At 49.0% G+C, this 13,568-nt stretch carries 11 protein-coding genes; 9 read left to right on the top strand and 2 right to left on the bottom strand.

Going from position 1 to position 13,568, the window contains the following annotated elements; genetic code table 11:
• Positions 1 to 10: 10 nt before the first annotated feature.
• Positions 11 to 1,720 (top strand): putative 2-aminoethylphosphonate ABC transporter permease subunit, encoded by a 1,710-nt coding sequence (locus tag PTW35_RS08335; protein WP_281027467.1) that lies wholly within the window; start codon positions 11 to 13, stop codon positions 1,718 to 1,720.
• Between the two features lie 183 nt (positions 1,721 to 1,903).
• Positions 1,904 to 2,608, top strand: a complete 705-nt coding sequence (phnR, locus tag PTW35_RS08330) for a phosphonate utilization transcriptional regulator PhnR (protein ID WP_281027284.1) — start codon at positions 1,904 to 1,906, stop codon at positions 2,606 to 2,608.
• A 66-nt stretch (positions 2,609 to 2,674) separates the two neighbouring features.
• On the opposite strand, the gene PTW35_RS08325 is transcribed toward phnR, so the two are convergent.
• Both PTW35_RS08325 and PTW35_RS08320 read right to left on the bottom strand, forming a co-directional pair.
• A complete protein-coding gene (locus PTW35_RS08325) occupies positions 2,675 to 4,150 on the bottom strand; it encodes a Na+/H+ antiporter NhaC family protein (protein ID WP_281027283.1) in 1,476 nt (491 codons plus the stop codon).
• A gap of 17 nt (positions 4,151 to 4,167) precedes the next feature.
• Positions 4,168 to 5,511 (bottom strand): glutamine synthetase family protein, encoded by a 1,344-nt coding sequence (locus PTW35_RS08320; protein ID WP_281027282.1) that lies wholly within the window; start codon positions 5,509 to 5,511, stop codon positions 4,168 to 4,170.
• A gap of 345 nt (positions 5,512 to 5,856) precedes the next feature.
• Here PTW35_RS08320 and PTW35_RS08315 point away from each other — a divergent pair, with 345 nt between their 5' ends.
• The 7 genes from PTW35_RS08315 to PTW35_RS08285 all read left to right on the top strand — a co-directional run bounded on the left by PTW35_RS08315 (position 5,857) and on the right by PTW35_RS08285 (position 13,553).
• On the top strand, positions 5,857 to 6,621 hold the full coding sequence (locus tag PTW35_RS08315; RefSeq protein WP_281027281.1) for a gamma-glutamyl-gamma-aminobutyrate hydrolase family protein: 765 nt from the start codon (positions 5,857 to 5,859) through the stop codon (positions 6,619 to 6,621).
• A complete protein-coding gene (gene puuR, locus PTW35_RS08310) occupies positions 6,599 to 7,156 on the top strand; it encodes an HTH-type transcriptional regulator PuuR (RefSeq protein ID WP_281027280.1) in 558 nt (185 codons plus the stop codon). Before PTW35_RS08315 ends, puuR begins: the two co-directional genes overlap by 23 nt.
• Positions 7,157 to 7,182: 26 nt before the next feature.
• Positions 7,183 to 8,661, top strand: coding sequence for an aldehyde dehydrogenase (locus PTW35_RS08305; RefSeq protein ID WP_281027279.1), 1,479 nt, complete (start codon positions 7,183 to 7,185; stop codon positions 8,659 to 8,661).
• A gap of 20 nt (positions 8,662 to 8,681) precedes the next feature.
• Positions 8,682 to 9,959 (top strand): FAD-binding oxidoreductase, encoded by a 1,278-nt coding sequence (locus PTW35_RS08300; protein WP_281027278.1) that lies wholly within the window; start codon positions 8,682 to 8,684, stop codon positions 9,957 to 9,959.
• A 19-nt stretch (positions 9,960 to 9,978) separates the two neighbouring features.
• Complete coding sequence (gene aguB / locus PTW35_RS08295; protein ID WP_281027277.1) at positions 9,979 to 10,848, top strand: N-carbamoylputrescine amidase; 870 nt, start codon at positions 9,979 to 9,981, stop codon at positions 10,846 to 10,848.
• Between the two features lie 98 nt (positions 10,849 to 10,946).
• Positions 10,947 to 12,041, top strand: coding sequence for an agmatine deiminase (gene aguA, locus PTW35_RS08290; RefSeq protein WP_281027276.1), 1,095 nt, complete (start codon positions 10,947 to 10,949; stop codon positions 12,039 to 12,041).
• An 81-nt stretch (positions 12,042 to 12,122) separates the two neighbouring features.
• Positions 12,123 to 13,553 (top strand): NAD-dependent succinate-semialdehyde dehydrogenase, encoded by a 1,431-nt coding sequence (locus tag PTW35_RS08285; protein ID WP_281027275.1) that lies wholly within the window; start codon positions 12,123 to 12,125, stop codon positions 13,551 to 13,553.
• Positions 13,554 to 13,568: the final 15 nt, after the last annotated feature.

Here is a 13,568-nt window from a genome sequence, read left to right as displayed (position 1 = left end):
CGAACGTACGATGGCAACACGTCAATCAAGCCTGTCGCAGCGCCTGACTGTTTTCAAGAACTCGCTAAGCCGAGATAACATCACATTAGGTGTTATCCTTATGATGTTGTTGATCATCATGGGGATCTTTGTCCTCGGCCCTATGTTCGCCATGCTGCAAAAAAGTGTGATGAACAACCAAGGTGAATTTGTCGGTCTGCAAAACTTTGCCAACTACATCTCTTCACCGGCTCTGTGGCAATCTCTGAAGAACACGATCAATATCGGTCTGATCGTCACCGTCTTTGTTGGCTTCCTTGCCTTTGGTTATGCCTATGCCCTAACCCGAAGCTGCATGCCATTCAAAGGTCTGTTCAATGTGCTCGGTGCCGCACCAATCCTGGCACCATCGCTTCTTCCGGCCATCAGTCTCATTTACCTGTTCGGTAACCAAGGTATTGCCAAAGAGTTGCTGATGGGGAACTCCGTATACGGCCCAATCGGTATTGCGATCGGCTTGATCTTCTGGACCTTCCCGCATGCGGTAATGATCCTGACTACATCGCTGAAAACATCCGATGCACGGCTTTACGAAGCTGCCAAGGCATTGAACACCTCGTCAATCAAAACCTTCTTCATTGTCACGCTACCGGCGGCAAAATATGGTTTGATCAGTGCACTGATCGTGGTTTTCACCCTTGTTGTCTGTGACTTCGGTGTACCTAAGGTCATCGGCGGCAGCTACAACGTGTTGGCTACAGATATCTTCAAGCAAGTTGTCGGGCAGCAGAACTTCTCCATGGGTGCGGTGACCAGTGTCATTCTGCTTGTTCCGGCCATCCTTGCTTTTTCGGTTGACCGCTGGGTGAAGAAGAAACAACAAGGGCTGTTTGACTCACGCTCTGTTGCATACACGCCTGAGCCAAGCAAGCTACGCGATGGTTTGTGTTTCTTATTCTGTAGCTTGATTTCGCTGTGTATCTTGGCGGTTATCGGTATGGCTTTCTACGGCTCGCTGGTTACCTTCTGGCCTTGGAACCTGACACTAAGCCTGAACAATTATAACTTTGCCCAATTCAGCACTTATGGCTGGGCACCCTACTTCAACTCAATCCAGCTTGCCAGCAATGTGGCAGTGTTCGGTACCGTTGTCATCTTCATTGGTGCGTATTGTGTAGAAAAAGGCCGCGCCTTTGCACCTATCCGTAACCTACTGCAGATGATAGCCATCATTCCAATGGCCGTACCGGGTATGGTGTTGGGCCTTGGGTATATTTTCTTCTTCAACAACCAAGCAAACCCAATGTCGGTATTGTACGGAACGATGGCTATCCTGGTGATCAACAGCGTGATCCACTACTACACCGTCGGCCACATGACGGCACTGACAGCACTCAAGCAGTTGCCTGCAGAAGTCGAAGCGATTTCTGCCTCAATCAAAATGCCGCAGTACAAGGTCTTCTTCAAAGTGACCCTGCCTGTTTGCTTACCAGCGGTGCTCGAAATCGCGGTTTACATGTTCGTCAATGCCATGACCACGACGTCTGCAATTGTTTTTCTTTACGCCACCGACACCATGCCAGCATCTGTTTCGGTGTTGAACATGGACGACGCTGGCCAGACTGGTCCCGCTGCAGCCATGGCGGTAATGATTTTGCTCACCGCGGCACTGGTTAAGCTTACCCATGTCGGTACTATTCAGCTTATCGAACGTTACACCCAGGCATGGCGTAAACGTTAAAGGCAGCGCTCATTCACTTTTCGCAATGTGGCACCTTTCACGCACGGTAATAGAAGCCGTAATAGTCTATTACCGTGACCTTTTAATAAAGCGCTTAAGTAATGATAAGGATATAATGTCAATCCGATTAACTTCCCCCCAACTTAGGGATTAATCGAATTTGCATTTTACATAGGGTCAATTGTGCAATATTTGAAAATCATGGAAGCCATCAACGAACAGATTGATGCAGGCCTTCTTGCAGCTGGTAACAAATTACCTGCCGAGCGTAAGCTCGCAGAATCATTCAACACGACAAGGGTCACCTTGCGTGAGTCACTGGCTCTGCTGGAAGCGGAAGGGAAACTATACCGTGAAGACCGCCGAGGTTGGTTCGTCTCACCCGCACCGCTAAGCTATGACCCGACATACACCACCAACTTCCCGCAAATGGCGAAAGAGCAAGGTCGACTCGCTCGCACCGAGCTGATCGATGCCAAGCTGATGCCGGCCAGCCGCCGAGCCGCGTCATTACTTAAAGTGCCCCCCCTATCGGAAGTCTACCGAATCGACCGCCTGCGTTTTCTGGATGAACGCCCGGTGGTGGTGGTCACCAACTTCATCTTGCCAAAATACTTTCCGAACTTACTGGAAAAATCTTTTACTTCGTCACTGACTACCCTGTACCGGGAAGAATATGGCGTGATCTATTCGAAAACCCGTTATCGTGTCAGTACCACATCCCTATTGGGTGAAACCGCGCAACACCTGAGGGCAACCGCAGGTAGCCCTGCGATGTTGGTCGAACGCCTTAACTATGATCAGCATGACAATGTCATTGACTGTGACTTGGAATACTGGCGCCACGATGCGATTTGCATCGAATCGGTCGCTGAACTGTCCAAGTAAACCCCAAAAAAGCCAGAGTCATTGTGACTCTGGCTTTTTCATTTCAGCTGCATTGCACAAGCTAAATTAGGCAATCACGACGAAGAAGATTGCAGTCGAAATAATACCAATGAGTGCATACGGCATTTGCGTCAAGGCATGCTGCATCGCTGTACAACCTGAGCCCTGGGCAGACAACACGGTCGAATCGCTGAAGAAGCATGAGTGGCTGCCTGCTGCAGAGGCTGACAGAAGCGCACCAACAGTGATATGAACAGGCACTCCCAGATGCGCACCAAGAGGGAAAACAATCGGCATTGCTACCGCAAATAGTCCCCATGACGATGCCGTTGCAAATACCAACGCTGTCATTACCAAGAAAATGATCACCGGGAACAGGGTCGGCGATAGCCAAGGAGATACTGCTTCGATGACATATTCCGTTAGCCCTAGCTGATCATTAACATTCTTCAGCATAAAGCCACCGACCACTGTTGCCAGCGGCACCATCATCACTTTGATCCCATCATAGATAGCATCAAACATAGAGCTGAGGGACAACAGGCGCTGCATGCCGTAGAAGAAGATAGTAAACATGATGGCTACGAAAACACCCGCCAATAGGTCAATATCGAAATACCAGCTTGCGGCGACCAACACCACCATCGGGAGCACAAAGTTAAGTACACCCAGCGTGGTATTTGAATGTGGCTTGATATTTTCACCAAAATTGATTTCGGTCGCACCTTCTGGTTTTACCTGGCCCTGCTGCGCTCGCTGCTCGGCTTTTTTCATCGCGCCGAAATTAGGCAGCTTGTCCATGGCAACAAGGAATACGACAGCCAGCGTCACCCAACCATAAGCCATATATGGTATGGCCTGGATGTACACACTCAGCCCCTCGCCGGAGGCAGCAACGTCGTTGTCTTCCAGTAGAGAGCTGAAGAAGATTGCCCAGGTTGAAATCGGGATGATGATACAGATAGGTGCAGCCGTTGAATCCACAAGGTAAGCCAACTTTTCACGAGATATTTTGTAGCTATCCGTGATCCTTTTCATTGATGATGAAATGGCAATGGCGTTCAGATAATCATCAATGAAGACCAAGATACCTAACAAAAAAGTCAACAGCATAGATTGCTTGCGGCTTTTCACCTTGTTCACCAGTACCTGGCTCAGGCTAAGGATACTCCCCCCTTTTTCCAGGATAGCAATTAAGCCGCCCATCAAGCCACAAACCAGAATAACCCAGGCAATGGTTTCATCCATCATGACGGTCATCGACACATCTACCACACCACCGACGAACTCAGTAGGGTCAATCATCAGTAAGCCCATGATTGCCCCGCTAAACAGCGCCTCGACGGTGCGGTGAGTTAACAGTGCAAACGCCAAGACGAATATCGTCGGTAAAAGGCTGAGCCAACCATATGCTTGCCCCTCTTCGTGGAGGCTACCGATGGTTGCAAATCCGATAATGGCACCAAATACAGCAAACAGATAGAGCCAGTAACTACTATTGAATTTAACCGGTGTTTCAAGCACCGTGTTTTGGGTGGTCATACAAGTTCCCTCTTCTTTTAGGCGGTATGCAGCATCCATTCAACTTCTAATGGAGTTACAGCACTTTCGAACTCAGCAAGCTCACTTTGCTTGCAAGCATGATAAATGTGTAAAAACTCATTCGGTAGGTAATCCCCAAACTCCCCCCTTTCCAGCTCAGCGAGCGCATCGGACATACGAGTAGGCATTGACGGCGCGGACTCACTCAACGGCTCGGGGCATTGTTCTGGGGTGAACTTTTCGGCGGCAAGGACATTGGCCAACACAACAGAAGCCAAGATATAGGGATTGACATCAGCACCAGCAATACGATGTTCAATCCTGCGATTATTGCTATCGCTCATTGGTATCCGGAGGGCTACGCCTCTATGATTGTGCCCCCAATCCGCTTTTGTTGGTGTATATGAGCCCGCAGAAAATCGACGGTACGAGTTCACATTGGGGCAAAGCAGCGCAATCGAACTCGGTACTGAGTGGATCATCGCGGCTAGGGTTTGATAGAAAAAGGGGCTGGCGGCACCATTTTGATCCGAAAACAGATTGGAACCTGCTTCGTCGACCACACTCAAGTGAATGTGCTGCCCGTTGCCAGCCTCATGGGCGAATGGCTTAGCCATAAAAGTCACATCGAAGTTATGCTGGTGAGCAACCTGTCGAATTAACCTCTTGGCAAGTAGCACCTGATCACAGGCATTGAGCACATCTTTTTGGTGATTAAAATTAATCTCAAACTGGCCTGGGGCCGATTCAGAAAGCGCTCCTGATGTATTCAATTCCTGCTCGGCGGCGGCAACATTAAGATCTGAAAGGAAGTCTGCATAGTCATCTAAATTTTCTAGATCATAAACTGCGGTGTCTTTTTCCTGCATCCTTTTCTTTGGATTAAAGGCAGGCTTGACCAAGCCATTCTCCATCCTGGACTTATCAACCAGGTAAAATTCCAATTCCAGGGCAACTACCGGGTATTGTCCTTTACAGTGAAGCTGATTTAGTAAATCTTCCAAAACGTTACGAATAAATAATGGTGTTGGTTTTTCTCCCGATGCATCCATCATTGTTAGCATTAGCTGAGCTACATTCGGATTAACTGTCCTCGTCAATGTGTTCGGTATCGGATAGCAAAGGTGATCAGGCTCACCCAGCTCTTCGCCCAGTCCGGCCGCTTCCACCACGCTTCCAACCATGTTCAAACTAATTGTCGAGACGGGAAGCGGTACCCCTTTTTTCACTTTTGCCAATGCCTTGACTGGAATTCGCTTTCCTCTGGGACACGCATTGATATCCGTAAAAACCAAATCTACAAATTCTATCTCGGGCCATTTTTGTAAAAAATTTCTGACCTCAGAATCAAATGCATCCATACATTATTCTCCGAAAACATTTCTTGATATCAGTTGTTGTGAATCGTCGGCGACCATCAATTATTTAGAACACAAAATTCAACTCACAACCCATGAAAGTGAAAATTATTTCTTTTAAATTAGGTATTTAACCACATAAAAACAAAACAACCACACACCATCTACGCAACAAATTATTAACATATAATTCCTTTTGCTCAATATTTCGAACACTAAAAATCGACAAAAATGCGATTTCGGTGACACGCCTCACAAAAAACACATTCACAACGGCAATCACTCTTGCGATATGGGAATTCGGTTTGTAACTTAAGTGTTAAATATTTCGAACAGGAAATGTGAGTAATGAATGAATCGCCAGTCATCGCGATTGCCTGCTGTGAAAAAAAATTGAGTGGCTATGCAATCCAATCTGTTAACCAATTTTATATTGATGCAGTCACTGACTTTGGCGGCATCCCAGTGCTATTGCCAGCAACAGCCAAAGGCAATCAACTGACACAACTGTTAAATAATGTTGATGGGATTTTATTGCCAGGGAGCCATTCAAATGTTGCCCCTCACCGATACGGTGCAGAACACGATGAAGCAATGACCGATGAAGGCCGTGATGAATTAGTGTTTCAATTAATAGAGCAAGCCGTAGAAAAAAATATTCCAACACTGGGCATCTGCCGTGGGTTCCAAGAAATAAATGTCGCATTGGGCGGTTCACTTTACCCTTTTGTCCATCATGCAGGGTTCAATGATCACCGCGAAGATAAAACCGATGACTTCAACAAGAAATACGCCGCAAGGCATTCTGTCATGGTTGAGCATGGCGGCCACTTTTCTCAGTGGCTCAATGAACAAAGAGAAATACCTGTCAACACGTTACATAACCAAGGCATTAATCTACTCGCACCGGGCCTTCGTGTGGAAGCTTGTGCCACAGACGGTTTGATTGAGGCTATTAGTCTTGATGGCCACCCCTACTTTATTGGTGTGCAATGGCACCCAGAATGGCAAGCAAGACAAAATCAGTTCTCACAATTTTTATTCAAACACTTTATTATGGCTTCATCACAACGAAATGGAGTCAGGCTAAGTGGACAACGAAGCGATAGGTAAAAAAATCGCCAACTTACGCAAACAAAAAGGTTTATCGCAGCGTGAGTTAGCTGAAAAAGCACAAATGACCAATAGTGCTATTTCATCGATTGAAAACGGAAAGGTCAGCCCTTCCGTCAGCTCTTTGCAAAAAATCGTGAATGTTTTTTCTCTTTCTTTGTCCGAGTTCTTCACCTTCGAACAAGACAGAGAAGAAAAAATAAAAGTCGTCATTCCTGAAAATGAATTAGTTGAAATAGGCAACGAGGCTGTTTCGATGAAATTAGTCAGTAATGGCACGACAGAACGAAAAATGGGCTTTCTTATCGAGGAGTATAGCCCGCACTCAAGCACGGGAGCTTCAGAAATTTGTCACGAAGGCGAAGAAGCCGGCACAGTGCTCGAAGGTGAAATCGAACTGGAATACAACGGAGAGGTATACCTCATTCGTCAAGGCGAGTCGTATTTAATCGATACGACCATCGCCCATAAATTTTCAAATAAAACCGACAGGGTTTGCAGAATAATTAGTGCGCACACACCGGCGACTTTCTAGCACCCTGTCCTTCAAGGAGAGAGTGTATGAAATCGCAATCGGATTGGATTGAATTACAGAATCAAACAAAACTTGAAACCCGCGCTTTTATTAATGGCGAATACTGCCAAGCCGCAGATAATTCAACGTTTGAAACTGTCAATCCAGCTACAGGGAAAAAACTTGCTGATATTGCCCGCTGCAAACAACAAGATGTCGACATTGCGGTTTCACACGCTCGCCAAGCCTTCAGTGCAGGCGACTGGCAACACCAAAGCCCTGCTAGCCGCAAAGCCGTACTCCAACGCTTTGCCGATTTAATTTCGTCACACCAAGAGACCTTGGCTTTGCTGGAATCACTCGATACCGGCAAGCCAATCTCACATGCCCACAGCACAGATATTCCCGGCGCGGCAGCATCGCTACGCTGGTATGCCGAAGCATTAGACAAAGTGTACGGTGAAGTCGCCCCAACAGAAAAGGACGTACATGCCTTTATCAGCCACCAGCCAATCGGTGTAGTAGCGGCCATTGTACCGTGGAACTTCCCGCTATGGCTGGCCTGCTGGAAGCTAGGCCCTGCACTGGCTGCGGGCAACAGTGTCATCCTTAAGCCTTCCGAGAAATCATCCCTCACCGCTATCTATCTTGGACAGCTCGCCAATGAGGCAGGCTTTCCTGCTGGCGTGTTCCAAGTAGTTACCGGTTTTGGTTACGAGGCAGGGGAAGCCCTCGCCCGCCACCAAGATGTCAACTGCATTACCTTCACAGGATCGACCAAGGTGGCAGGCCAGTTGATGGTGAGCGCAGGTGAAACCAACCTCAAGCGAGTATGGGCCGAGGCCGGCGGCAAGAATGCCAACATTGTTTTCGCTAACTACAACAACCTTGATCATGCGGCAGCAGAGGCGGCGGGAGGCTGTTTCTATAACCAAGGCGAAGTGTGTGTGGCGGCAACAAGGCTGTTGGTTGAGGAAAGCATTAAAGATGCGTTCATCGACAAAGTCGTTTCGGCCTCTCAGCGTTTTGCCCCTAAGGATCCGCTTGATCCAAGCAGCTGTATGGGCGCGCTCATTGATCATGAGCATAAGCAAAAAGTCCTTGATTACGTCAGCCTAGCCCAGCAAGAAGGCGCCACTGTAATTTGTGGTGGTGACATCGAGGGTGACGGTGCCTTTGTAGCGCCGGTGATCTTGGATAACGTCAACAACCAAATGCGAGTCGCCCAAGAGGAAATTTTCGGCCCGGTATTATGTGTTATCCCATTCAAGGACGAAGCCGACGCTATCCGCATTGCCAACGACTCTCGATATGGTCTGGGTGCCGCCGTATGGACCTCGGATCTGAGCCAGGCACACCGAGTCGCCAAACAGCTCGAAGCCGGTTCTGTCTGGGTAAATAACTACAACGAAGGGGATATGACGGTACCGTTCGGCGGCTTCAAAATGAGCGGCAACGGACGTGATAAGTCACTGCATGCCTTTGACAAGTTCACCGAAACAAAAACTACTTGGATTCGCCTGTAAGTCAACTAAAGGATTAGATCATGACCACACATACCGATTCATTCTATGCCAACTCTGTCCCGAATATGCCAGCGTATCCGCAACTGCAGGACAACATCGAAGTCGATGTTTGTGTCGTCGGGGCAGGATTCTCTGGCCTGTCATCAGCCCTGCACCTCGCCGAAAAAGGCTTTCGCGTTGCTGTTCTTGAAAGCGCCAAGGTGGGTTTCGGTGCTACCGGTCGTAACGGCGGCCAAATCGTCAACAGCTACAGCCGTGATGTCGATGTTATCGAGCAGCGCTATGATTCCAAAACCGCTACCGAGCTGTGCAACATGATTTTTGAAGGCGGTGATATTATTCGCCAGCTTGTCGCAACACATAATATTGATTGTGATCTTAAGCAAGGCGGGCTTTTTACTGCTCTTAACCACAAGCAGCTAAAAGGGCTCGAAGAGCACAAGAAAAACTGGGAGCGTTACGGTAACAATCAGCTGTCACTATTAGACGAAAACGACGTTAAGCAAGCCGTAGGCACCGAGGCTTACGTCGGCGGCCTGCTGGATATGCGAGGAGGTCACATCCACCCTCTTAAACTTGCCCTCGGTGAAGCCAGCGCTTTTGTCAAAATGGGTGGACAGATTTTCGAACAGTCCGCTGTGACCCGCATCGAAAAAGGCCCAATGCCTGTTGCCCATACTGAAAAAGGCTCAGTAAAGGCCAAATACCTTGTCCTGGCAGGTAACGCATATCTCGGAGGACTGGCCCCGAACATCAGCAACAAGGCAATTCCATGCGGCACCCAGGTTGTCGCGACGGCCCCGCTCAATGAAGAGCAACTCAAGACGATTCTGCCTTCTGACTATTGTGTGGAAGACTGTAATTACCTGCTCGATTACTTCCGCCTCTCGGCCGACAAGCGACTTCTGTTTGGTGGTGGCGTCGTCTATGGTGCACGTGACCCGCAAAATATTGAGCAACTCATCCGCCCCAAAATGGATAAAGTCTTCCCACAACTTCAAGGGATAAAAATTGACTATGCGTGGACCGGCAACTTCCTGCTGACCTATTCGCGTATGCCACAATTTGGTTGCTTCAGCGACAACATCTACTACCTGCAGGGTTACAGCGGGCACGGTGTTACCTGTACGCACCTCGCCGGTAAATTGCTGGCAGAGGCACTGACCGGCCATGCAGAACGCTTCGATGCATTTGCTTCACTCAAGCATTACGCCTTCCCTGGCGGCCGTCACTTCCAAATTCCTTTTACGGCTCTGGGTGCGGCTTACTACAACCTACGCGACAAACTGGCAATCTAAGAAACACAAGGACGCATTCATGACAAGAAAAGTAACTTTTGCTGCTGTGCAGCTTGCTATCAGCTGGGATTTAGAAAAGAACCTCGACAAAATCCGCCAGAGCGTAAAAGAAGCGGCCGATAACGGTGCCAATGTGGTGGTTTTGCAAGAGTTATTTGCAGCGCCCTACTTCTGCAAAAAGCAAGAAGCCAAATACTTTGAATTAGCACAAGAGCTCGATAGCAGCCCGCTGATTAGTACGATGAGCGCTATTGCCAAAGAGTTTAACGTCGTGCTTCCGGTCAGCTATTTCGAAAAGAGCGGCAATGCTTTTTTCAACTCATTAGTCATGATCGATGCCGATGGCACGGTGTTAGACAATTACCGTAAGTCACACATCCCTGATGGCCCGGGCTACAGCGAAAAGTTCTATTTCAGCCCTGGAGATACCGGCTTTAAGGTTTGGGATACACAATTTGGCCGCTTCGGAGCCGGGATCTGCTGGGATCAATGGTTTCCTGAACTTGCCCGCTGTTTGGTACTGCAAGGCGCAGAAGCTATCTTCTACCCGACAGCCATAGGCTCAGAGCCGCAGGATGCTAACTTAGACTCACAAGGGCACTGGCAGCGCACCATGCAAGGTCACTCTGCGGCTAATCTGGTCCCGGTGATTGCCTCTAACCGCACCGGGGTTGAGTCTGACGACGGCATTGAAACCACTTTCTATGGTTCATCTTTCATCACTGATCATACTGGAGACAAACTTGCCGAAGCCTCGCGAGATGAGGAAACCATTATCTATGCCGAAATCGATCTCGATGCGACCGCAAAAGCCCGACATAGCTGGGGGCTGTTTAGAGACCGCCGCCCAGATTTATACGGCCAGCTAAATTCCCTTAGCGCGAAATAATACGCTATTAACCAACTCCCCTTTTCCTGGCAACTGGCTAAATGTTGCCAGTAAAAGGAGCGGTATTCAGCTCATAAATCAGTATAGAGAGCTTGCAAATGGAACTTGTGACAACGCCCAAACAAGATGGATTTACCTTCCCTGCTGAATTTGCTACCCAGCAAGCGGTGTGGCTCGCTTGGCCTGAGCGTCAGGACAACTGGCGAAATGACGCCAAGCCTGCTCAGCAAGCTTTCGCAAGGGTCGCCAATGCAATCAACCGGGTCGTCCCCGTTACGGTTGTGGTCAGTGAGAGGCAACAACAAGAAGCGAGGGATCAACTTGCCCCATCGGTTCACGTTGAGGTCATGACTTATAACGACGCGTGGATGCGTGATATAGGCCCGACCATCGTCACCAATGCCGAGGGTGAAAAACGCGGGATAAGCTGGCGCTTCAACGCCTGGGGTGGCGAGTTCAACGGGCTTTACGCGCCTTGGTCTGATGATGACAAGTTAGCAGCTAAAATTTGCGAACGTCTGGGAATAGACCACTACCGAGCCCCTTTTGTGCTTGAAGGAGGAGCCATCCATACTGACGGAGAAGGCACGCTCTATACCACTGCGGAGTGCTTGTTAAGCCCGGGGAGAAACCCGGAGTTAAGCCAGGACGACATTGAGCAGTACCTAGCCGATTATCTCGGCATCACTAAAGTCATCTGGCTTCCCAAAGGGCTATTCAATGATGAAACCGATGGGCATGTTGACAACCTGCTACATGTGATAGCCCCCGGTAGAGTGGTACTGAGCTGGACCGAAGATATCAATGATCCGCAATACCTGATCTCGCGTGAGGCGCTGCGGGTATTGGTCAATAGTCTGGATGCCAAAGGGCGCACTATTGAGGTCATTAAACTCCCCATCCCGGGGCCATTGTATTTGCAAGAGCACGAAGCGGCGGGTATTGCCCCATCGCATGGAATGAAGCGTCATGCCGGCGAGCGGCTGGGCGGCTCTTACGCGAATTTCCTGATGATCAATAAGACTGTATTTCTACCGGAATTAGACAGTCTGACCGATTCTATGGCGAAGTCGATTTTGCAAAACGCCCTCCCCGACTACAACATCGTTGGTATCCCAACCCGGGAAGTTTTGCTCGGTGGTGGCAATATCCACTGTATTACCCAACAGATCCCTGTGGGAGGTGCAGCATAACCTCTCATCAACAAGCACATAAGCACGTCTTTACCTAGCCCTTGGAGTAAGGCTAGTTTTTACCCTTAACTAGGACACAGTATGGAACAGATAAAGAACAAGAGTTTGCTCTCTTTTTTGAGCGAACCGGATTGCCACACCCTAAAAGTCACTAATCCTGCCACCATGGCCGTGCTCGGGTATGTGAAAACTACCACCTCAGAGCAACTATGTGACATGATTGAAACCGCACATCTTGCGCAAAAGTCATGGGCTGGTCACACAGCCAAAGAGCGAGCTTCGAAGCTCAACAAGTGGTTTCAGTTGCTCATCGAAAACCAAGATGATCTCGCGCGTTTGATGACTCTAGAGCAAGGGAAGCCGTTTGCCGAAGCAAAAGGCGAGGTACTCTACGGTGCGAGCTTTATCGAATGGTTTGCCGAAGAAGGTAAGCGAGCCTACGGCGATTCCATTCCCGGCCATACCTCTGACCGGCGTGTCATTACCGTTAAACAGCCAGTGGGGGTTGCTTGTGCCATCACGCCTTGGAATTTTCCTATTGCGATGATCACCCGCAAAGCGGCTCCTGCTCTCGCGGCTGGCTGTAGCTTTATCGTTAAACCCTCCGAGCTTACGCCATTATCGGCACTGGCTATTACTCAGCTGGCCTACCAGGCAGGGATCCCCAAAGATGTGCTCCAGGTCGTTTGCAGTTCGAACGCAAAATCAATCGGTGACACTTTTACCCATCACCCACTGATTAGAAAGCTATCTTTTACCGGCTCGACCCGAGTCGGCAAGCTTCTAATGGCACAGTGTGCAGATACCGTAAAACGCACATCCATGGAGCTAGGAGGTAACGCTCCGTTCATAGTCTTCGATGATGCAGACATCGATAGTGCTGTCCAGGGCGCGATTGCCTCCAAGTTCCGCAATGCTGGCCAAACATGCGTCTGTGCCAACCGTTTTTATGTACACAGCAAAGTCCACGATGAGTTCGTCCTGAAGTTCCGAGCCGCAGTAAACTCACTCAGAATCGGCAATGGCCTTGAGGAAGGCGTAGCACTCGGCCCAATGATCAGTCAAGCGGCCAAAGACAAAGTCAAGTCCCTTGTCCAGTTTGCTTGTGAACAAGGGGCAACCTTGATTACCGAGCAAAAACAATATGGGGGCTTATTTATGTCTCCTGCAATTTTGGTGGATGTCGAACAGCATATGGACATCGTTCAGGAAGAGATTTTTGGCCCCGTCGCCCCGATTTTGCGCTTCGACAGCGATGAAGAATTAATCGACATGGCCAACGATACCCCTTATGGTCTCGCCTCCTATTTCTACAGCCAAAATATCAAGCGGATCTGGAAAGTCGCCGAGGCACTGGACTACGGCATGGTCGGGATCAACGAGGGGATCATCTCGACTGAAGTTGCACCATTCGGCGGTGTAAAAGAGTCGGGGATCGGCCGAGAGGGCGCCAAACAGGGATTAGATGAATACCTAGATATTAAATACATGTGTTTCGGCGGTATTGCATAAATAAAAGGAAATTAG

This window comes from Photobacterium sp. DA100 (assembly GCF_029223585.1).
GTDB lineage: Bacteria > Pseudomonadota > Gammaproteobacteria > Enterobacterales > Vibrionaceae > Photobacterium.
The sequence above is the reverse complement of the archived record's forward strand: the minus strand, read 5'-3'. Positions and strand labels throughout refer to the sequence as shown.

Excerpts from the sequence above, each read along its gene's own strand:
- PTW35_RS08335 (WP_281027467.1), top strand. The coding sequence starts at position 11 with ATGGCAACACGTCAATCAAGCCTGTCGCAGCGCCTGACTGTTTTCAAG.
- PTW35_RS08325 (WP_281027283.1), bottom strand. The coding sequence starts at position 4,150 with ATGACCACCCAAAACACGGTGCTTGAAACACCGGTTAAATTCAATAGT.
- PTW35_RS08320 (WP_281027282.1), bottom strand. The coding sequence starts at position 5,511 with ATGGATGCATTTGATTCTGAGGTCAGAAATTTTTTACAAAAATGGCCC.
- PTW35_RS08315 (WP_281027281.1), top strand. The coding sequence starts at position 5,857 with ATGAATGAATCGCCAGTCATCGCGATTGCCTGCTGTGAAAAAAAATTG.
- PTW35_RS08305 (WP_281027279.1), top strand. The coding sequence starts at position 7,183 with ATGAAATCGCAATCGGATTGGATTGAATTACAGAATCAAACAAAACTT.
- PTW35_RS08300 (WP_281027278.1), top strand. The coding sequence starts at position 8,682 with ATGACCACACATACCGATTCATTCTATGCCAACTCTGTCCCGAATATG.
- aguB (WP_281027277.1), top strand. The coding sequence starts at position 9,979 with ATGACAAGAAAAGTAACTTTTGCTGCTGTGCAGCTTGCTATCAGCTGG.
- aguA (WP_281027276.1), top strand. The coding sequence starts at position 10,947 with ATGGAACTTGTGACAACGCCCAAACAAGATGGATTTACCTTCCCTGCT.
- PTW35_RS08285 (WP_281027275.1), top strand. The coding sequence starts at position 12,123 with ATGGAACAGATAAAGAACAAGAGTTTGCTCTCTTTTTTGAGCGAACCG.